This window comes from Chromobacterium sp. Ag138 (assembly GCF_055181315.1).
In genome coordinates, this window is record NZ_JBUPWA010000001.1 from 366,233 (window position 1) to 384,845 (window position 18,613).

The 18,613-nt window shown below is 63.3% G+C and carries 18 protein-coding genes and 1 tRNA gene; 6 read left to right on the forward strand and 13 right to left on the reverse strand.

The annotated features are described in order from the left end of the window. Nucleotides 1–224: 224 nt before the first annotated feature. Together cysD and cysN are read left to right on the forward strand one after the other, a co-directional pair. The gene (gene cysD, locus ACY3GB_RS01845) at nucleotides 225–1,151 is read left to right on the forward strand and encodes a sulfate adenylyltransferase subunit CysD (protein ID WP_463087220.1); all 927 of its coding nucleotides are present in this window, start codon (nucleotides 225–227) and stop codon (nucleotides 1,149–1,151) included. Further along, nucleotides 1,151–2,584 carry a sulfate adenylyltransferase subunit CysN gene (cysN, locus tag ACY3GB_RS01850; RefSeq protein WP_463087221.1) on the forward strand — a complete coding sequence of 478 codons (1,434 nt, stop codon included), beginning with the start codon at nucleotides 1,151–1,153 and terminating at the stop codon, nucleotides 2,582–2,584. Before cysD ends, cysN begins: the two co-directional genes overlap by 1 nt. Nucleotides 2,585–2,645: 61 nt before the next feature. On the opposite strand, the gene ACY3GB_RS01855 is transcribed toward cysN, so the two are convergent. The 11 genes from ACY3GB_RS01855 to ACY3GB_RS01905 form a co-directional block, all read right to left on the reverse strand. Then, the gene (locus tag ACY3GB_RS01855; RefSeq protein ID WP_463087222.1) at nucleotides 2,646–4,766 is read right to left on the reverse strand and encodes a putative bifunctional diguanylate cyclase/phosphodiesterase; all 2,121 of its coding nucleotides are present in this window, start codon (nucleotides 4,764–4,766) and stop codon (nucleotides 2,646–2,648) included. 271 nt (nucleotides 4,767–5,037) lie between these two features. Then, nucleotides 5,038–5,391, reverse strand: a complete 354-nt coding sequence (locus tag ACY3GB_RS01860; protein WP_463087223.1) for a hypothetical protein — start codon at nucleotides 5,389–5,391, stop codon at nucleotides 5,038–5,040. Nucleotides 5,392–5,555: 164 nt separating this feature from the next. Further along, nucleotides 5,556–5,645: transfer RNA gene (locus tag ACY3GB_RS01865), tRNA-Ser, on the reverse strand. A gap of 46 nt (nucleotides 5,646–5,691) precedes the next feature. Continuing rightward, nucleotides 5,692–7,362: a DNA repair protein RecN gene (recN, locus tag ACY3GB_RS01870; RefSeq protein WP_463087224.1), complete on the reverse strand. Its 1,671-nt coding sequence runs from the start codon at nucleotides 7,360–7,362 to the stop codon at nucleotides 5,692–5,694. A 19-nt stretch (nucleotides 7,363–7,381) separates the two neighbouring features. Further along, nucleotides 7,382–8,257, reverse strand: coding sequence for an NAD kinase (locus tag ACY3GB_RS01875; RefSeq protein ID WP_463087225.1), 876 nt, complete (start codon nucleotides 8,255–8,257; stop codon nucleotides 7,382–7,384). 9 nt (nucleotides 8,258–8,266) lie between these two features. Beyond that, on the reverse strand, nucleotides 8,267–8,941 hold the full coding sequence (locus tag ACY3GB_RS01880; RefSeq protein WP_046156464.1) for a response regulator transcription factor: 675 nt from the start codon (nucleotides 8,939–8,941) through the stop codon (nucleotides 8,267–8,269). Next, nucleotides 8,941–11,229 (reverse strand): ATP-binding protein, encoded by a 2,289-nt coding sequence (locus ACY3GB_RS01885; protein WP_463087226.1) that lies wholly within the window; start codon nucleotides 11,227–11,229, stop codon nucleotides 8,941–8,943. The genes ACY3GB_RS01880 and ACY3GB_RS01885 overlap by 1 nt, the downstream gene beginning before the upstream one ends. Nucleotides 11,230–11,312: 83 nt before the next feature. Further along, a complete protein-coding gene (msrA, locus tag ACY3GB_RS01890) occupies nucleotides 11,313–11,843 on the reverse strand; it encodes a peptide-methionine (S)-S-oxide reductase MsrA (protein ID WP_463087227.1) in 531 nt (176 codons plus the stop codon). Nucleotides 11,844–11,944: 101 nt separating this feature from the next. Beyond that, the gene (locus tag ACY3GB_RS01895) at nucleotides 11,945–12,853 is read right to left on the reverse strand and encodes a histone deacetylase family protein (RefSeq protein WP_463087228.1); all 909 of its coding nucleotides are present in this window, start codon (nucleotides 12,851–12,853) and stop codon (nucleotides 11,945–11,947) included. Nucleotides 12,854–12,862: 9 nt separating this feature from the next. Next, entirely contained in the window at nucleotides 12,863–13,078 is a 216-nt protein-coding gene (locus ACY3GB_RS01900) for a DUF1653 domain-containing protein (RefSeq protein ID WP_021476789.1), read from the reverse strand. Nucleotides 13,079–13,139: 61 nt separating this feature from the next. After that, on the reverse strand, nucleotides 13,140–13,595 hold the full coding sequence (locus ACY3GB_RS01905; protein WP_463087229.1) for an N-acetyltransferase family protein: 456 nt from the start codon (nucleotides 13,593–13,595) through the stop codon (nucleotides 13,140–13,142). Nucleotides 13,596–13,661: 66 nt separating this feature from the next. Between ACY3GB_RS01905 and ACY3GB_RS01910 the strand changes: the two genes are divergently transcribed. Both ACY3GB_RS01910 and ACY3GB_RS01915 read left to right on the forward strand, forming a co-directional pair. Beyond that, nucleotides 13,662–14,609 carry a tRNA dihydrouridine synthase gene (locus tag ACY3GB_RS01910; RefSeq protein WP_463087230.1) on the forward strand — a complete coding sequence of 316 codons (948 nt, stop codon included), beginning with the start codon at nucleotides 13,662–13,664 and terminating at the stop codon, nucleotides 14,607–14,609. Nucleotides 14,610–14,950: 341 nt separating this feature from the next. Continuing rightward, nucleotides 14,951–16,345: a cyclic nucleotide-binding domain-containing protein gene (locus tag ACY3GB_RS01915; protein WP_463087231.1), complete on the forward strand. Its 1,395-nt coding sequence runs from the start codon at nucleotides 14,951–14,953 to the stop codon at nucleotides 16,343–16,345. Nucleotides 16,346–16,570: 225 nt separating this feature from the next. Here the strand turns inward: ACY3GB_RS01915 and ACY3GB_RS01920 are convergent, their stop codons facing one another. Together ACY3GB_RS01920 and ACY3GB_RS01925 are read right to left on the reverse strand one after the other, a co-directional pair. Further along, nucleotides 16,571–16,717, reverse strand: a complete 147-nt coding sequence (locus ACY3GB_RS01920) for a hypothetical protein (protein ID WP_463087232.1) — start codon at nucleotides 16,715–16,717, stop codon at nucleotides 16,571–16,573. Nucleotides 16,718–16,733: 16 nt separating this feature from the next. Further along, a complete protein-coding gene (locus ACY3GB_RS01925; RefSeq protein ID WP_463087233.1) occupies nucleotides 16,734–17,330 on the reverse strand; it encodes a LexA family protein in 597 nt (198 codons plus the stop codon). Between the two features lie 269 nt (nucleotides 17,331–17,599). Between ACY3GB_RS01925 and ACY3GB_RS01930 the strand changes: the two genes are divergently transcribed. Together ACY3GB_RS01930 and map are read left to right on the forward strand one after the other, a co-directional pair. Continuing rightward, nucleotides 17,600–17,824: a ParD-like family protein gene (locus ACY3GB_RS01930; RefSeq protein WP_463087234.1), complete on the forward strand. Its 225-nt coding sequence runs from the start codon at nucleotides 17,600–17,602 to the stop codon at nucleotides 17,822–17,824. Then, nucleotides 17,821–18,612 (forward strand): type I methionyl aminopeptidase, encoded by a 792-nt coding sequence (gene map / locus ACY3GB_RS01935; protein ID WP_463087235.1) that lies wholly within the window; start codon nucleotides 17,821–17,823, stop codon nucleotides 18,610–18,612. The genes ACY3GB_RS01930 and map overlap by 4 nt, the downstream gene beginning before the upstream one ends. The last annotated feature ends 1 nt before the right edge of the window (nucleotide 18,613 follow it).

Genomic DNA, 18,613 nt, shown 5'->3' on the forward strand with positions numbered 1-18,613 from the left:
GGCACGTGCCGCGTTTCAAGTTCATATCGGCCTGTCCGGCCGAAACTTTAATGCCTGTTTGCATTGATCTTACACCGTTGCGCGAGCGCGGGCTGGCATGAAATCCATATTCCAGCTTTGATGTTTTTAAGATTTGCTAAGCTTATATTGATATATCCAATCGGTTTTGAACGCTTGCGAATATTTCCGGTAGATTGGCTGCAACCATAGAACAGGCTGCAAGCATGGATATCGATCAAGCAAGGCTGACCCACCTCCAGCAACTGGAGGCGGAGTCCATCCACATCATCCGCGAGGTGGCGGCGGAATTCGAGAACCCGGTGATGCTGTACTCCATCGGCAAAGACTCCGCGGTGATGCTGCACCTGGCGAAAAAGGCGTTCTATCCCGGCAAGCCGCCGTTCCCCTTGATGCATGTCGACACCACCTGGAAATTCCGCGAAATGATCGCGCTGCGCGACAAGCAGGCCAAGGAAAACGGCTGGAACCTGATCGTCCATGTCAATCAGGACGGCGTGGACGCCGGCATCAATCCCTTCACCGCCGGCAGCGCCAAGCATACCGATGTGATGAAGACCGAGGGCCTGAAGCAGGCGCTGAACAAGCACAAATTCGACGCGGCCTTCGGCGGCGCGCGCCGCGACGAGGAGAAAAGCCGCGCCAAGGAGCGCGTGTACTCGTTCCGCGACAAGAACCACCGCTGGGACCCGAAAAGCCAGCGTCCGGAGCTGTGGAACATTTACAACGGCAAGATAGACAAGGGTGAGAGCATCCGCGTGTTCCCCTTGTCCAACTGGACCGAGCTGGACATCTGGCAATACATCTATCTGGAAGGCATCGAAATCGTGCCGCTGTATTTCGCCGCCGAGCGTCCGGTGGTGGAGCGCGACGGCATGCTGATCATGATCGACGACGATCGCATCCTCGAATACCTGACGCCGGCGGAAAAGGCCAGCATCCAGACGCGCAAGGTGCGCTTCCGCACGCTGGGCTGCTACCCGTTGACCGGCGCGGTGGAGTCCGAGGCCGCCACGCTGCCCGAGATCATCCAGGAAATGCTGCTGACCAAGACCTCCGAGCGGCAGGGCCGGCTGATCGACCATGACAGCGCCGGCTCGATGGAAAAGAAGAAAATGGAAGGGTATTTCTGATGTCTCACCAATCCGAACTGATCGCCGGGGATATCCTGGAATACCTGAGCCAGCATGAGAACAAGGACATGCTGCGCTTCATCACCTGTGGCAGCGTGGACGACGGCAAGTCCACGCTGATCGGCCGGCTGCTGCACGATTCCAAGCTGATCTTCGAGGACCAGCTGGCGGCGATCGAGCGCGACTCGAAAAAGTACAACACCACCGACCAGGAGATCGACCTGGCGTTGCTGGTGGATGGCCTGCAGGCTGAGCGGGAGCAGGGCATCACCATCGATGTCGCTTACCGCTACTTCAGCACGGAGAAGCGCAAGTTCATCATCGCCGATTGCCCGGGCCACGAGCAGTACACCCGCAACATGGCCACCGGCGCGTCCACCAGCAACCTGGCCATCATCTTGATCGACGCGCGGCGCGGCGTGCAGACGCAGACCCGCCGCCATAGCCACATCGTCAGCCTGCTGGGCATCCGCCACGTGATCGTCGCGGTCAACAAGATGGACCTGGTGGATTACAGCGAGGACGTCTACAACCGCATCCGCGACGAATACCTGACCTTCGCCGAGCATCTGGACATCCCGGACATCCATTTCGTGCCGATCTCCGCGTTGCGCGGCGACAATGTGGTCAGCCGCACCGAGGCCGCGCCGTGGTACCAGGGCGCGACGCTGATGCATCTGCTGGAAACGATACAGATCGTCCACGACGCCCCGCTGTCCGCCTTCCGTCTGCCGGTGCAGTACGTGAACCGGCCCAACCTGGACTTCCGCGGCTTCTGCGGCACCATCGCCAGCGGCGCCGTGCATCCGGGCGACGCGGTGGTGGCGCTGCCTTCCGGCAAGGAAAGCCGGGTCAAGGACATCGTCACCTTCGACGGCCGCTTGTCCCGAGCCTGCGCCGGCCAGGCGGTGACGCTGACGCTGGAGGACGAGATCGACATTTCCCGCGGCGACATGCTGGTGCGCGCCGACGAGGCGCGGCCGCAGGTGTCGCGCAGCTTCGACGCCCATCTGGTGGCGATGGGGGAGCAGCCGCTGCGGCCTGGCAAGGAATATGGTTTCAAGCTGGCCGGCAAGTACGTGACCGGCCGCATCGAAGCCATCCTGCATCGCACAGACGTCAATACGCTGCAGGATAGTCCGGCCGTCGCGCTGACGCTCAACGAGATCGGCCTGTGCCGGATTTCCCTCAACAGCCCGGCGGCGTTCGACCCGTACCGCGATTGCCGCGGCAGCGGCAGCCTGATCCTGATCGACAGGCTCAGCAACGGCACGGTGGCCGCCGGCATGATCGTCGCCCGCAGCGAGGAATCGTCTCCCGCCGCGCCGTCGCAGTGGGAGCTGTTCGAGCAGGAGCTGGACCAGCTGCTGCAGCGCCACTTCCCGCAGATGACGCGCGCCGAGCTGGCGCGGCGTTTGCAGGACGGACTCTGATCTTTTCTTGATCCAATGAAAAACCGCCCCGGTTCGGGGCGGTTTTTTTTGGAGCGGGCGGCTAGGGATGGGCGGGCGTGTGGAGCCGCTCGCGCCAGTCCGAGGCGAATGCCTCTTCGGGCAAGGGCCGTGAGTAGAGGAAGCCCTGGATCACATGGCAGCCGGCGGCGCGCAGGAATTCGAGCTGATGCGGCTCTTCCACGCCTTCCGCCACGGTTTCCAGCCCCAGATTGGAAGACAGCGCCAGGATGGCGTGAACGATGGCTTCTCCCCCTTTGCCGATGCCGAGAATGAAGCTGCGGTCTATTTTCAGCGCTTGCACCGGCAATTGCCGCAGATAGGAGAGCGAGGAGTAGCCGGTGCCGAAATCGTCGATGGACAGGCGGATGCCCAGCGCGCGCAGCTCTGCCAGGGCTTTGACCGCGTTGTCCGCCTCCATGATCACGCTTTCCGTGATTTCCAGCTCAAGATGATCGGGCAGCAGCTGATAACGCTGCAGCAGCCTGGCGACATGCTGGGGAAAGTCTTGCCGCTCCAGCTGCCGGGTCGACAAGTTGACGGAAATGGATGGCAGTTCGAAGCCATCCCGGCGCCAGTTCGCCAACTGGCGCAGCGATTTCTCCAGGATTTGATCGCCCAGGGACACGATGAGGCCGCATTCCTCGGCGATGGGAATGAAGCGCGATGGCGGCACCATGCCCTGGGCGGGATGCCGCCAGCGCGCCAGCGCCTCGGCGCCGACCAGCTTCCCCGTGGCCGCGTCCACCTGGGGCTGGTAGTGGGCCGTGATCTCGTTGTTTTCCAGCGCCTGGCGCAGCTGCCGTTCCAGCACCACCCGTTGTTCGGCGTCGGCCGACATTTGCGGGGTGTAATGCTGGCAGCGGTTGCGGCCGGCGTTCTTCGCCGCGTACATCGCGATGTCGGCATGGCGCAGCAGGGTGTCCACATCGGAGCCGTCGTGGCTGGCGAAGCTGATGCCTATGCTCGCCGACAGATAAAGATCGTTGCCGTTGATGCAAAACGGTTGCTGGAACAACGCCAGCAGCTTGCCGGCCACATCAGAGGCCATGTCGCGGTTCGCGATGTTTTCCAGCACGCAGATGAATTCATCCCCGCCCAGGCGGGCCAGCATGTCTTCGGCGCGCATGCCGTCGGCCAGCCGAGCGGCCACCGCGTTCAGCAACTGGTCGCCGATGTAGTGACCCAGCGTGTCGTTGACGTCTTTGAAGCGGTCCAAGTCGATGAACAACATCGCGAGCTGATAGGGAGGCAGGTCGGGAGCACTCAGCGAGCGGCTCAGCCGTTTCTGGAACAGCAGCCGGTTGGGCAGGCCGGTCAGAGGGTCGTGGTGGGCCAGGTGGTCCAGTCTTTCCTCGGCGCGGCGGCGTTCCTGGATTTCATCCTCCAGGCGGGTATTGGCGTTGGCCAGCTCCCAGGTGCGGGCCGCCACGCGGCTGTCCAACTCGCGATTGGTTTCGGACAAGGCCGCTGCCTGGCGGTCTATTATGCGGCCGGCCAAGCGCACCACCAGCATCTGGGCGAGGAACAGCACCGCCATCAATGCGCAAATGGCCAGCGTCACCCAGCGCAGCTGGCGGTCGCTGTCGACGACGAAGGGCGTGGCGTCCAGGTAGATCTCCAGCACGCCTTCTATCTTGCCGGCCGGATCGTGCACCGGCACGTAGGTGGAGATGATGTCGCGGTCGGTCAGCGTGCGTTCGAAGGCATCGATGCTGTGGCTGTGCACCAGTTCGCTGGCGGGAGCGCCGGCGGAGGCGTAGCGGTAGCCTTCATCGTCGTTTTCGTCCTCGCCTATCTGTTTGGGGTCGGTGGAAAACAGGGTGACGCCGTTGAGCGCGTACATCTTGACCCGGATCACGTCCGTGCCGCGCATCAGCCGTATCACGGCTTCGCGCAAACGCGGCTGATTGGCCACCTGCTTCAGCTTGGCTGGATCGCGCGCCAAGGGCAGCAGCGGGCGAAAGTCGGCCCACAGCGAGTTCTCGAAAATCTGCACCAGCGACGCGGCGCGGCTTTTCTCCAGCTTGAGCAGCTGCTCGCTGGAGTAGTGGCGCAGGTAGCCAGCCATCAGGACGGTCGCTCCCGCCATCAGCAGCAGCGACAACAGGAAGAAGTAGGGCACCAGCCGGAACGGCCGGCCGGATGTGAACAGGTTGCGCATGGCGCGGGCTCTTTTGGGGTGTGGAGCTTATTCAGTCTAGAACTCCGAATCCCGATTCCGAGGCCGGTTTGCATGCGTGTGTGAAAGGAGTCTTGGAGAGGGGAGCGGATGTTGGCGATGTCGCTGTAATCCTGTCGCGGCGAGCCACGGGCTACATCGGCTAGGCGCGTCTGCCGTGGCCTCTCCTCGCATAGTCGCGTCCCGGGCTTGGGGGAGGCGGCGAAATTGAGCGTGGATACTAGACGGCCCATCAAGCGACGGTCAGAGGGTGCTAAGGCCTGCCGTCGTTTTTCGCCATGGCAGTCAGCGCCTGGTTTCTTTTAAGCAAGATCAGCGCTATCGATGCCAGACCAATGAAAGCGGATACGCAGCCCAAGCCGTAAACCGCAAGGCCGATAAGCGCATCAATCCATTTTCCCATGCTTGTTTGCAATAGCTGTGCGCCATCTGGGTCCAGCGCGATCGCAAGGCCAAGATAGGCCAAGGGAATAATAAATTGGCATCGTAGTGCTCTGACGGTTAGCGGGTTGCCCAATTTAGGTCCGCTCTGCCATCGTTTGGCTTCGAGTATTTGCCAAAAGATCGGAATGGCCAACATTAAAGCCAAGAATAGCGCTGCAAGCACTCAGCAATCCTTCGCATCGGGCAGCCTTGGAGAGAATAAGGCTGAAGCATCGACATGGGGAGTATGTATCCGGATGTGGGGAGACGGTGGCGGTGTAAAAAGTTAACACTTCTTTACAGCACGAAAAACAAAGGCCCGGATTATTTATCCTGGCCTTTATATACTGGCGGAAGCGGTGAGATTCGAACTCACGGTGGGCTCGCACCCACGACGGTTTTCAAGACCGTTGCATTAAACCGCTCTGCCACGCTTCCGTATTCGGTATGAGGCGGCAATTCTAGCGGGAATCGCCGCGCTTGGCTAGAGGGCGGCGGCGTTGGAGGCCAACATTTCCGCCGCGTGCTCGCGCGTGGTCTGGGTGAGTTCGACGCCGCCCAGCATGCGGGCGATTTCCAGCACCCGCTGCTCGGCGTCCAGCGGCGCGATGCTGCTGAGCACCTGGCCCTTGCGCTCGCGCTTGCTGACTTGCCAGTGGTGCTTGCCGCAGGACGCCACCTGGGGCAGGTGGGTGATGCACAGCACCTGGTAGCGCTGGCCCAGGTCGCGCAGCATGTGGCCGATCACTTCGGCCACGCGGCCGCCTATGCCCACGTCCACTTCGTCGAAGATCAGCGTGGGCACGCTGGCCACCTGGCTGATCACCACCTGCATCGCCAGGCTGATGCGTGACAGCTCGCCGCCGGAGGCCACCTTGGCCAGCGGACGCAGGCTGGTGCCGGCGTTGGCGGCCACCAAGTATTCGATCGATTCCATGCCGTGCGCGCCGGGTTCGGCCAGCGCGGACAGTTCGATGGCGAAGCGGGCGCCGCCCATCGCCAGGCGGCCCATTTCGCCGGAGATGCGCTCGGACAGCTCGCTGGCGGCCTGGCGGCGCTTGCCGGACAGAGCTTCCGCCAGCGCGCGGTAGCGGGCCAGGCTGGCGGCTTCGGCCACGCTCAGCGCTTCCACGTCCACGCTGGCTTCCAGCGCGGCCAGTTGCTGCTGCCAGTCGGCCAGCTTGTCGGCCAGATCGGCCGGCTGCACGCGATATTTGCGCGCGGTGCTCATCAAGAGGTCCAGCCGGCGCTCCATTTCCACTAGCTGGTTGGCGTCCTGATCGATGTCGCTGGCGTAGTCGCGCAGGCTGTACACCACCTCGCGCAGCTCGGCGTCCACCGAGTCCAGCAGCGACAGGGTGTCGGACAGGCGCGGATCCAGGTTGGACAGCTTGGACAGCCGGGTTTGCACGTGGGCGAGCTGGGACAGGCAGCTGTCGTCGTTCTCGGACAGCACATCCACCGCCTGCTGCGCGCTCTGCACCAGTTCGGCGGAGTTGGCCAGCCGGGTGTGGCTCTGGCTCAGCGTGGTCCATTCGTCGGGCAGCAGATTGAGTTCGGTCAATTCGCCGATCTGCCAGGTGAGCCGTTCGCGCTCCACTTCGGATTCGCGAGACATCCGCTCGGCGTCCTGCCGCGCCTGACGGGCGGCTTGCCATTCCTGCCAGGCCTTGTTGGCGTCGCGAGCCAGCGTGGTGGAGCCGGCGTAGGCGTCCAGCAGCTGGCGCTGGGTCTCGCTCTTCATCAGCGATTGGTGCGCGTGCTGGCCGTGGATGTCCACCAGGAATTCGCCCAGCGATTTCAGCTGGGCCAGCGTGGCGGCCTGGCCGTTGACGAAGCTTTTGGAGCGGCCGCCGCGGTCTATCAACCGGCGCAGCAGCAGCACGCCTTCATCGCCGGACAGCTCGTTGTCGGCCAGCCAGGCGTCCACTTCGGGGCGGTTGGCGGTGGAGAACTCTGCAGTGATCTCGGCGCGCTCGGCGCCTTCGCGCACCTGGGCGCCGTCGGCGCGGTCGCCGAGCAGCAGCCCCAGCGCGTCCAGCATGATGGATTTGCCGGCGCCGGTCTCGCCGGTGAGCACGGTGAAACCGTCGGAAAAGTCCAGCGCGATGCTGTCGACGATGACGAAATCTTTGACGGTCAGCGAGAGAAGCATGGTGTGTGGTCGTTTCCGGTTAGATCAGGCGCTCGCCCCAGTGCAGCTTGTGGCGCAGCATGTCGTAGTAGTTGTAGCCTTCCGGGTGCAGGATGCGCAGCGGGTTGCGGTAGCGGCGGATCAGCACCCGGTCCATTTCCATCAGGTCGCAGTGCAGCTGGCCGTCGAAGTGCACGCGCGCGTCCAGCCCGCGGGTCAGCATGAATTCCACCTCGCAGGAGTCGTTGACGGCAATCGGCCGGTTGGACAGCGACTGTGGGCAGATCGGCACTAGGGCGATGGCCTGCAGCGTGGGGTGCAGGATGGGGCCGCCGGAGGCCAGCGAGTAGGCGGTGGAGCCGGTAGGGGTGGACACGATCAGGCCGTCCGAGCGCTGGCTGTAGACGAACTGGTTGTCGATGAAGATTTCGAATTCGATCATCGAGCCCACCGCGCCGCGGCTGAACACCACGTCGTTGAAGGCCAGCGCGCCGGCTACTTCGGCGTCTTCGCGCACGACGGAGGCTTGCAGCAGGATGCGGTCTTCCGGCACGAATTTGCCGTGCAGGATGGCGTCCACTGAATCCAGCATCTCGTGCAGCGGGATGTCGGTCATGAAGCCCAGCCGGCCCTGGTTGATGCCGACCAGCGGCACCCGGTACGGAGCCAGCAGGCGGGCGATGGAGAGCATGGTGCCGTCGCCGCCCAGCACGATGCAGAGATCCGCCAGCTTGCCCATGTCGGTGCGGTCTATCAGCGCGTGGCCGTTGGCTTCGGCCGGCGCGATGCTTTCCTTGTCGATCAGCACCGTGGCGCCGCCAGCGGCCAGGTGATCGGCCAGCTGCATCAGCGCGGGAGCGATGCCGGGCTTGCTGTGGCGCGCCACCAGGCAGATGTGTTTGAACAATCTTTCCATGCGGCGATTCTACTGGTTTGGCGGGAATTCGTTGAGCAAAATCTCTTCGTCTATCCGTTGTTTCTTGCCGGTGGCTTCCAGCGCCTTCAGATAGAAGCGCACCAGATCGGCCAGCGAGTCCACTCCCAGTTTGCTGAACAGATTGGCGCGGTGGACTTCGATGGTGCGCGGCGACAGGTCCAGTTCGCGCGCGATTTCCTTGCTGGACAGGCCGTCGGCCACCAGCTCCAGCACTTCGCGCTCGCGCCCGCTGATGCGGGCCAGCTGGCTCATCACCTCCTGCGTTTCCTCTTCCTGCTGGTGCTGCTGGATGCTGATGCGTATGCCGCGGCGCAGGCTGGCGATCAGGCGGTTCTGATCTATCGGCTTGGTCAGAAAATCGATGGCGCCGGTCTGGAACGCGCGTCGGCACTGCTCGATGTCGCCATGGCCGGTGATGAACACGATGGGGATGTTGATGTCGCGCTCCATCAATTGCTGTTGCAGCGCGAGGCCGGTGATCTGCGGCATGCGGATGTCCAGCACCAGGCAGCAGATCTGGTTGCCCTGATAGCCGTCCAGAAACTCCATCGCATTGGGGAAAGCGACTGTTTTCATGCCCTGGGCGGTGATCAGCATGGCCAGAGAGTCGAGTACGGCCGGGTCATCGTCGACGATGAATACGGTAGGGGTCGTGTTTTGCATCAGGCTTCCGCTCCGGATGTTACGGCCATGTCGCGCGGGGCGCATGGCAGGTCAATGATGAACTCCGCTCCCGAGCCGGGCTTGTTGCCGGCTATCAACTTGCCGCCGAAGGCTTCGACCGCGGTCTGGCAGATGGCCAGCCCCAGCCCCATGCCATTGGGCTTGGTGCTGAAGAAAGGGTCGAAAATCCGGTCCAGCTTGTCCGAGGGGATGCCGCAGCCGTTGTCGCTGATGATGAGCTGCACGCGCTCGCCCTGGCGGCGGGTGGTGATGCTCAGGCGTCCCCAGGGCCGGGTTTGCTCCATGGCTTCCACCGCGTTGCGCGCCAAGTTCAGCACCACCTGTTCCAACTGGATAGTGTCAGCGTATACCAACGGCAACTCAGGCGCGAAGTTTTGCTCGATGTGAATGTCGTGATCGTGCAATTCGTAATCCAGCAGCGACAAGGCGTTATGCACAGCCTGATTCAACTGTACTGGCGTCAGTTGCTGGTTCTTTTGGGTGACGAATTCCCGCAGCCGGCGGATGATGCGGCCGGCGCGGTCGGCCTGGTTGACCGATGAAGTCAGCGCGCGGCGCAGCATGGCGATGTCCTGCTCATCGTCCTCCAGCAGGCTGAGGCCGGCCTGGCAGTAGCTCATGATGGCCGATAGCGGCTGATTGATCTCATGGGCGATGCCGGAGGCCATTTCGCCCATGGTGTTGATGCGGGTGACGCGGGCCAGCTCCAGTTCGTGCTGGCGCAGCCGGCTTTCGCTGGCTTCCAGCGCCGCCAGCATGCGGCGGCGGATGGGCGCGGTGTCGCGGAAGGTCAGCACGCTGCCGATCAACTGGCCGTTGCGCCCGAGCAACGCCGCCACGGCCCCCTCCACCAGCAGCTTTTCGCCGCTGTGCCGCTTCAGATAGCAGTTTTGCGCCAGATGAACCACTTGCAGCGTCGACACAGCCTGTTCTATCGGATCCAGCACCGGCTGGCGGGAAAACTCGTAATGCAGCGGCGCCACCTGCTTCAGCCGCCGCTGCAGCAGTTGGGTGGCGGGCAGGCCCAGCAAGGTTTCCGCTGCCGGGTTCAGATATTGGATCACCTGCTCGGTGTCTATGCTGATCACCGCGTCGCTGATGCCGCGCAGGGCGACGCTGGCGTATTCGCGCTCGCGGAAAATGTCATCCTGGATCTGTTCCCGCGACTGGCGGTTGTGCTCCAGCAGCGCCAGCACCACCCAGAGTAGATAGGAGGGCAGCAGCGCGATCAGCAGGCATAGCGCGACCTCCGCCGCCGTGGTGCGCTCCAGCCGCAGCTGGCGGCTGAGCCTCATGTCGTAAGGCAGGGCGGACAAGTTGAGATTGGCCCGGTAGCTGAGCTGGGGCAGCAGCCAGTCCAGCCGAGAATCCGCCCGGTCTGATTTCTGGTTCTGCAATTGAATGATGCCGGGGTCGTTTGCATTGTCGCGGCGCAGCAGCTGCAATGTGTAGCGGCCCTCGAGGGAGGGCGGCAGGGCCAGCAGCGGCCGCAGGCACAGCACTTGCATCACCACGCCGGCGGCTTGCTCGATGCGCACCATGGGAACGGGCGAGGGCGGAGCGATGCGGTAGACGGTCTGGAACAGGGCCAATCCCCACTCGCCGTTGCGCAGCAGCAGCGTTGGCGACGAAGCCTGCAGGTGCCCCAGCGCGCGGTTGACCGCCGAGGACAGCACGGAGTCGTCCAGCAGATCCAATCCCATTTCCCGCCAGTCCGGCGAGGCGAGCCCCGGCTCGGCCATGCTGAGCGGCAGATAGCGCGACCGCTGCGGCGCGGCGCGCCAGGCCGCCCGATCGCGCCAGGTATTGAGCTGGTTGTGCAAGTAATCGCGAATCGCATAAGGCTGGCCCAGCCGTTGCGCCTGCTCGCGTTCGAAGCGGGCTCGCTCTGCCTGTTCCACCAGCGGCTGGTAGCCGATGAAGTACAGCTGAGGCTGGGTTTGCGTGGCGATCTGCACCAACTCCCGTATCCGCGCCCGTCCGCCCGGGGCATCGTTGGAGGCGATGTCGCCCACTTCGTCCTGCAGCAACTCGCTGCTGCGCAAGCGGCTGTTGACGTTCTGCAGCAGCAGCTCCACCGTCTGGCGAAATTCGTGGCGCTGCTGGCGGATATCCAATAGCAGCGCGTGCGCCATCAGCAGGCTGAAGGCGAGCAGCAGGCAAAGCACGCTCAGCCCCTTGCTGCGGGCGGAGGCATGGCGCAACAGATGCAGATGGGTACGGAGCGCGTTGAACGAGGAGGGGCGTGGCACTTCGACATCGGACATGCTTCGGACTTTGGTGGATGCAAGGTTGGTACACGTGCCGCGGGGCGCGTGCCATTATACCGGCCGCGCCCCGAATCTGCCCGTTAGTTTTGCAGTAAATGAGAGAATCGACTACGGATTTTTGCCAGTTTGGGAGAAATCACCAGTTGGCAGTAAGTCTGCTGCTGGTTCTGCGCATAGTAATTCTGGTGGTAGTCCTCTGCCGGGTGGAAACGGGGAGCGGGCTCCAGCCGGGTGACGATGGGGGCATCGAACACCTGTTCGCGGACCAACTCGCCGATGACGCGCTCCGCGCATTCCCGCTGGGCGTCGCTCCGGTAGAAGATCGCCGACGCGTACTGGGTGCCGACATCGTGGCCCTGGCGGTTCAGCGTAGTGGGATCGTGCACGGCGAAAAACACCTGCAGCAATGTGGCGTAATCGATGCGGGAGGGATCGTAATCGATTTCCACCACTTCCACGTGGCCGGAAGCTCCGGAGCAGACCTGGCGATAGTCCGGATTGTCGGTGTGGCCGCCGCAGTAGCCGGAAACCACCCGCTCCACGCCTTTCAGCCGGGAGAAGGCCGCCTCCAGGCACCAGAAGCAGCCGCCGCCCAGAATTGCTTTTTCCATGATGAACTCCTGTGTCAACTGGGTTGGGAACGCGGCGCGGCTGACGACGGTCTGCCACGTGATCCGAAACGGCTCTGGGCTGGCAGCATGATCAGCGGCGCTCAGCGGTTGGTCGGCTTAGCGCCGAAAATATCACACGCGAGTCTGACCGTTTCGGTCTGTATTGTCACGGTGTCCGTGATCGGAACCGCATAGCCTCCAGCCATGGTCACGACCAGCGCCGCGTCGCGGCGGCGGCAGGCGTCCATCACCATGCGATCGCGCTCGGCCAGGCCTTGCGGGCTCAGCGCCAGTCGGCCCAGGCGGTCGCCGCGGTAGGGGTCGGCGCCGGCCAGGTAGCACACCAGGTCGGGGCGGGCGCGGGTGAACAGCGCTGGCAGCGCGCCGTCCAGCGCGTCCAGATAGGCGGCGTCTTCGGTGCCGTCGGGCAGGTCGATGTCCCAGTCGCTGTCGACGCGGCGGAAGGGAAAGTTGCGCGCGCCATGCATGGAAAAAGTGAAGATGCGGGGCTCGCCGGCCGCGATGGCTGCGGTGCCGTCGCCCTGGTGGACGTCAAGATCCAGGATCAGGACGCGGCGGACGCGGCCTTCCGCCAGCATCAGCATCGACGCCACGGCGATGTCGTTGAATACGCAAAAACCGCTGCCGCGATCCGGGCCGGCATGGTGGGTGCCGCCGGCCAGGTTGACGCCGCAGCCTTCCAGCAGCGCCGCGCGGCTGGCGGCCACGGTGGCGCCGACCGAGCGGCGGCTGCGTTCGACCAGCTCCGGCGACCAGGGCAGTCCGATTTCCCGTTGGCCGGTCGTGTCCAGCGTGCCGTTCAGCACTGCGTCGACATAGTCCGGATGGTGAGCGTGCAGCAGCTCGCCGCGGGTCGCAGCCGGCGCGGTTTCCATCCTGTCCGCGGCGAAGGCCGATACCCGCTCGGCCAGCAGCCGGTATTTCTCCACGGGAAAACGGTGGCCCGGCGGCAGGGGCAGCGCAAACTGGTCGGTCCGATAGATGCGCATCGCGCCGGCCTACAGCGCCTTTACCAGGCTGAAACGGGGCATCTGGCGGCCTTCATGCTCCACCATTTCCTCAAACATCCCGGCGGGGCGGGCCCACAGACCGTAGTCGCCGTACAGCGCGCGGTACATCACCAGCGGCTCCCGGGTTTCCGAGTGTTCGGCGGTGCCGAGAACCTGATAGAGCTGGCGGTTGCGATAATGCTGATAGATTCCTGGCGCTGTCATGCGGACTTCTCCTGTGTATTGGCCGGCGGGTGGGCGAGGATGCCGCAGCGCGGCCGGGGCGTCAAGAATCGCCGCTGCGCCAGCCGTACACGCGAAAGTCGTTGTCCAGAGCGAAGCCCAGGCTTTCATACAAGCGCTGCGCACCCAGATTGTCATGCGCGGTCTGGAGCATGATTTCGCCGCCGCCCATGTCCCGCGCGTATTGCTGGCAACGCAGGATCAGCAGCTTGCCGACGCCGTGCCGGCGCGCGCTGGCGGCGACATAGAGATCGTGCAGCATCCAGCAGGGGCGCAGCGACAACGAGGAAAATCCGGCATACATCAGCGCAAAACCCAGGGCGGCGCCATCGCGTTTGGCCAGGAAGGCCACGGCCTGGCGGCGGCGCAGCCGTTCGCTCAGGTATTCCCGGCATGGCCCTGGCGATGGATGGACGCGGTAGAAATCCAGATAGGCGGTGAACAGCGGCAGCCATTCGGAAACCGACTCCGGGGTGGCGATGCTCAATTGTATGTCCATCTACAATCTCCGTGATGGCATGGCGGCGCTGGGGTACAATAGCGCCCTTTTTCAGCAGGTTAGACAATGAAGCTGGTGCTTGCCCCGATGGAGGGCCTGGTTGACGATGTGATGCGCGACGTGCTGACTCGCGTGGGCGGCATCGATCTATGTGTGACCGAATTCGTGCGCGTCACCTCCGTCTTGCTGCCCACGCGCACCTTCATGCGCCTGGCGCCGGAGCTCGACAATCAGGGCAATACCCGGGCCGGCGTGCCGGTGCGGGTACAGTTGCTGGGCTCCGACGTTTCTTGCCTGGCCGAGAACGGCGCAAAGGCGGCAAGCCTGGGGGCGCCCGGCGTAGACCTGAATTTCGGCTGTCCTGCGCCCACAGTCAACCGCCACCGCGGCGGGGCGGTTTTGCTCAAGGAGCCGGAGCTGCTGCACCAGATTGTCGCCGCGGTTCGCCGCGCGGTGCCGCCGGAGGTGCCGGTGACGGCCAAGATGCGGCTGGGATTCGAGGACAAGAGCCTGGCGCTGGAGTGCGCGCAGGCGATAGCCAGCGCCGGCGCCGACGAATTGACCGTCCACGGCCGCACCAAGGTGGAAGGCTATAAGCCTCCGGCCCACTGGGACTGGATCGCGCGCATACGCGAAAGCGTAGATATCCCGGTGACCGCCAATGGCGAAGTCTGGACGATGGCGGATTACCGCGCGATCCGGGAGGAGAGCGGTTGCGACACGGTGATGATAGGGCGCGGATTGGTGGCCTGTCCGGATTTGGCGCGGCGCATCTCGGCTGGCGGGCCGGCCGAACCGATGCTTTGGAGCGAGATGATGCCGTGGGTATTGGAATTCTTCCGGATGTGCAGGCAAAAGTCCGGGGAAGAGCGTTATCCGGCGGCCAGGCTCAAGCAATGGCTGGGTTTGCTCAAGCGCACCTGGCCGGAGGCCGAGCAGTTGTTTGCGGCGGTAAGGCGCGAGCAAGAGTCTGAAAAGATTGAGAATATTCTGATTGCAAGGCAAGTTAAGTAAATATACTCATACCGCAATTCGGAAACAGTTGCTAACATCAAAACGCGTGCTGCTTTGGTAAAGCAGCGCGCTGTAACATCTGCCGGCCTGCCTGGCTGCAGATCTTACACTTCCCCGATACCTTGCACCCCTCCCTCACGGGAGGGATTTTTTTTATCCGCAATCATGAACTAATAATTAGAAAAAATCATGTCGGAACAAGCATGGACACCCCACCCGCTGTCAGCTGGCTGGAAAAGCTGATCCCCGCTGTCTGGTACGGTTCTTTGACGGTCTTTGTCGCGATTGCCGCGGCCCTCTCCATTTTGTTGTACATAACCCATGCAGACAGCCGAAAACGCGTGCGGAGCACATTGCTGATCGCGCTGATCGGCTTGCTGGTGGTCAATGTCAGCCCTCCGACCGAGTCCGGACAGTGGGTGAGGCAGGCCGCTGTGATCGTGCTGGGCCTGGCCATGATCCGCCTGTGGGCGATGCTGTTGTTCCGGCTGCTGTTGCCGGTGCTGCGTATCAATCCTCCCCGCATTCTCGAGGAAATTCTGGTGGTGCTAGGCTATATCGCCTGGGGTTTGGTGTTGCTGCGGCTTGCGGGCCTGGATTTGAGCCACATCGTCACGACATCCGCCGTCATCACCGCGGTGCTGGCTTTCGCGATGCAGGACACATTGGGCAACATCCTGGCGGGGCTGTCCCTGCAAGTGGACAATTCAGTGGAGATCGGCGACTGGATCAAGAGCGGAGACCTGGTGGGCAGGGTGGTGGAGATCAATTGGCGCGCCACTTCCGTGGAAACGCGCAATTGGGAGACGGTGGTGGTTCCCAATAGCGTGCTGATGAAGAACCACTTCTCCATCCTGGGCAAGCGGCGCGGCAATCCGCAGCAGTGGAGGCGCTGGGTCTGGTTCAATATCAATTGGGACACCCTGCCGACGCAGATCATCGGCGTGGTGGAGAAATCGCTGCGCGAGGCGCAATTGCCCGGCGTGGCGGCCACGCCCGCGCCCAATTGCATACTGATGGGTTTCGAAAACGGCTATACCCGCTACGCGGTGCGCTACTGGCTGACCGATCTTGCCGCCGACGACTATACCGACTCCATTGTCCGCACCCATATCGACGCCGCGCTGCGGCGCCATAATCTGCGGATGGCCTCGCCTTACTACAATGTGCTGACCATCAAGGAAAACGAGAAATACATCGAGGCGCGGATGAAGCGGCACCTGGAGGAGCGGGTGCTGGCGCTGAGAAAAGTGGAGCTGCTGTCTAGCCTGAACGACGAGGAAATGGTGGTGCTGGCCGACCAGCTGAAATTCACCCCCTTCGTCACCGGCGACATCATCATGCACCAGGGGGCGGTGGCGCACTGGCTTTACATCATGCTGTCGGGCGAGGTCGAGGTGTGGGTGGAATTGCCGGACGGCGGCCGCAAGCTGGTGGATGTGTTGAAATCGGGCAGTTTTTTCGGCGAGATGGGGTTGATGACCGGCGAGTCGCGCTCCAGCACGGTGATCGCGCGTTCCAATGTCGAATGCCTGAGGCTGGACAAGGACGCGTTCCAGTCCATTCTGGTGTCGCGCAAGGAGCTGGCGGAAACCATCTCCGCCATCCTGGCGCAACGGCTGGAAGAGCAGCGCAACCGCGCGCCGGACTCGGCGCTGGACGCGGAAGGCGATGCGCCGAGGCGGGCCGAGCTGGTGGATCGCATTCGCAGCTTCTTTGGACTGAACAAGCATTGAGGCGCGCCGCGGCAGGCAAAGAGTCGGTCCGCGCAGTTTCGTCGGCGTGCGGCGCGGATGGCTCCATCCGCGCCGGCAACTATCGCGAAAAGGCTTGTCGACGGTCAGGTGGGCGGCCTTGCGCGGCGCGCCCAGAGTTCGCGCCACGCAGCCCAAGCGCTCGGATCGGCGCATGGCGCCCAGCGGCGCGCTGCCGCCAGGCGAAGGATGCGATGAGACGTGCGGTCAGACAAACTGAACTGGCACGAAGAAATCCCGCCCGGTGCGGCTGATCAGTACCTGAGGCTGGCCGGCGATCATCGCGCGGTAAGGGCGGGGCAGGCGCTTCCAGTCGTTGAATTTCATCTTGATGCTGTCGTTGAGCTTTGCCATTGCGGTCTCCTTCGCGCTAGTCCACTTTGTGGATGACATTGGTCACCACGCCCCAGATATGAAACGATGCGTCTTCCGGCACGTTTATCGGTTGGTAGGCCGGGTTTTCCGGCAGCAGGCGGATGCCACCGGTGCCGCGCTCCAGGCGCTTCACCGTCAACTCGCCGTACAGCACTGCCACCACCACCTTGCCGTTGCGCGGCTCGCGGCCGCGCTCCACCAGCAGCAGGTCGCCGTCGTGTATGCCCGCGCCCTGCATGGAGTCGCCTTTGACCTTGACCATGAAGGTGTCGCCGGGACGGCTGACCAGATGGGTGTTGAGGTCGATGTCGGCTTCTTTCAGGTCGTCAGTCGCTACCGGAGAGCCGGCGGGCACGCTGCCGGCGAACAGCGGCAAAGACAGTTCGCTCAGCTGCGCGCCCAGAGTGCGAAAGTCGAATGCCTGCGCGCTGTTGGCGGTGCGCCAGCTGCGATAATCGTCCAGCCATTGCTGCAGGATGGGCTTGAGCGGCTCCGGGACGCGAAGGGCGACGGTCTTGTCGCCGCCGAAGACGGACTTGCGGCCGGCGCCTGAGCGTTTGCCGCCGCGCTGTTTGGGCTTGTCGGTATCCATAATTTGATTCTGTACAATTTCAATTTGAATTGCAAGAATTCAGAAGCCGCCGCCACGGGTATATGCCGCCACGCCTGAAAATACAGGATGCCGGACTGTCTGATTCCAGCCACAGTTGGAAGAGAGTGGGCAAAGTTGAATGGCCTGGGCCGCGCGCTTGGAGTGTCGGGCAGCGGCGACGGACCGGTTATCGCAGCGATATGTTTGCGTCGACGCGTGGTCATCCATTAATATACGTTTCATATATAAATCGCTTATCGGAGGAGGCCATGGGCATCGTCAAGATTTCAGAGCGGATGCACGACAATCTGCGCACCGCGAGCGAGGCGCTGAGCCGCTCGATCAACTCCCAGGCCGAGCACTGGCTGCGCATCGGCATGCTGGCGGAACTGAACCCGGATCTGCGCTACAGCGAGATCTGCCAGTTGCTGCTGCAGGCGGGGCCGGATGGCGGCGGCCTGGATTTGCGCCGGCATGCGGAGGCGGCGCGATGAGCAAGGTGACGATCAAATCCGCGGCCGAAGTGGCCAAGGCGCGCGAAGCCGGCAAGCTGGTGGCGGAGTTGCTGGCGATGATAGGCGAGCATGTGAAGCCCGGGGTCAGCACCGAGGAACTGGACGCGCGCTGCCACGAATACATCGTCAAGGTGCAGAAGGCCAAGCCGGCGAATGTCGGCTATTACGGCTATCCCAAGACCATCTGCTCATCGGTCAATCAGGTGGTGTGCCACGGCATTCCGTCGGATAAGCAGATTCTGCGCGACGGCGACATCGTCAACATCGACGTGGCGGTGATCAAGAACGGCTGGCATGGCGACAGCAGCCGGATGTATTTCGTCGGCGCGCCATCGCCCGAGGCGAAGCGCTTGGTGGACGTCTGCTACGACGCCACCCGCGCCGGCATCCGCGCGGTGCGACCCGGCGCCACGCTGGGCGACGTCGGCCATGCGATCCAGACCCTCACCGAGGCGGCAGGCTTCAGCGTGGTGCGCGAGTATTGCGGCCACGGCATAGGCAAGGTCTACCACGAAGAGCCCGAGGTGCTGCACTACGGCAGGCCCGGGGCGGGACTGAAACTGAGGCCGGGGATGGTGTTCACCATCGAGCCGATGATCAACGCCGGCAAGGCCGGCACCCGCCAATTGGGCGACGGCTGGACCGTGGTGACGCAGGACGGGTCCTGGTCGGCGCAGTGGGAGCACATGGTGGCGGTGACTGATCATGGCTTTGAAGTGCTGACGCCGTGGCCGGACGGCCTGGGCGATTATCCGGCGATAGCCTGAT

Excerpts from the sequence above, each read along its gene's own strand:
- ACY3GB_RS01920 (WP_463087232.1), bottom strand. The coding sequence starts at position 16,717 with ATGGCAAAGCTCAACGACAGCATCAAGATGAAATTCAACGACTGGAAG.
- ACY3GB_RS01930 (WP_463087234.1), top strand. The coding sequence starts at position 17,600 with ATGGGCATCGTCAAGATTTCAGAGCGGATGCACGACAATCTGCGCACC.
- ACY3GB_RS01910 (WP_463087230.1), top strand. The coding sequence starts at position 13,662 with ATGAAGCTGGTGCTTGCCCCGATGGAGGGCCTGGTTGACGATGTGATG.
- ACY3GB_RS01885 (WP_463087226.1), bottom strand. The coding sequence starts at position 11,229 with ATGTCCGATGTCGAAGTGCCACGCCCCTCCTCGTTCAACGCGCTCCGT.
- cysN (WP_463087221.1), top strand. The coding sequence starts at position 1,151 with ATGTCTCACCAATCCGAACTGATCGCCGGGGATATCCTGGAATACCTG.
- recN (WP_463087224.1), bottom strand. The coding sequence starts at position 7,362 with ATGCTTCTCTCGCTGACCGTCAAAGATTTCGTCATCGTCGACAGCATC.
- map (WP_463087235.1), top strand. The coding sequence starts at position 17,821 with ATGAGCAAGGTGACGATCAAATCCGCGGCCGAAGTGGCCAAGGCGCGC.
- cysD (WP_463087220.1), top strand. The coding sequence starts at position 225 with ATGGATATCGATCAAGCAAGGCTGACCCACCTCCAGCAACTGGAGGCG.
- ACY3GB_RS01900 (WP_021476789.1), bottom strand. The coding sequence starts at position 13,078 with ATGACAGCGCCAGGAATCTATCAGCATTATCGCAACCGCCAGCTCTAT.
- ACY3GB_RS01905 (WP_463087229.1), bottom strand. The coding sequence starts at position 13,595 with ATGGACATACAATTGAGCATCGCCACCCCGGAGTCGGTTTCCGAATGG.
- ACY3GB_RS01880 (WP_046156464.1), bottom strand. The coding sequence starts at position 8,941 with ATGCAAAACACGACCCCTACCGTATTCATCGTCGACGATGACCCGGCC.
- ACY3GB_RS01855 (WP_463087222.1), bottom strand. The coding sequence starts at position 4,766 with ATGCGCAACCTGTTCACATCCGGCCGGCCGTTCCGGCTGGTGCCCTAC.
- msrA (WP_463087227.1), bottom strand. The coding sequence starts at position 11,843 with ATGGAAAAAGCAATTCTGGGCGGCGGCTGCTTCTGGTGCCTGGAGGCG.
- ACY3GB_RS01925 (WP_463087233.1), bottom strand. The coding sequence starts at position 17,330 with ATGGATACCGACAAGCCCAAACAGCGCGGCGGCAAACGCTCAGGCGCC.
- ACY3GB_RS01895 (WP_463087228.1), bottom strand. The coding sequence starts at position 12,853 with ATGCGCATCTATCGGACCGACCAGTTTGCGCTGCCCCTGCCGCCGGGC.
- ACY3GB_RS01875 (WP_463087225.1), bottom strand. The coding sequence starts at position 8,257 with ATGGAAAGATTGTTCAAACACATCTGCCTGGTGGCGCGCCACAGCAAG.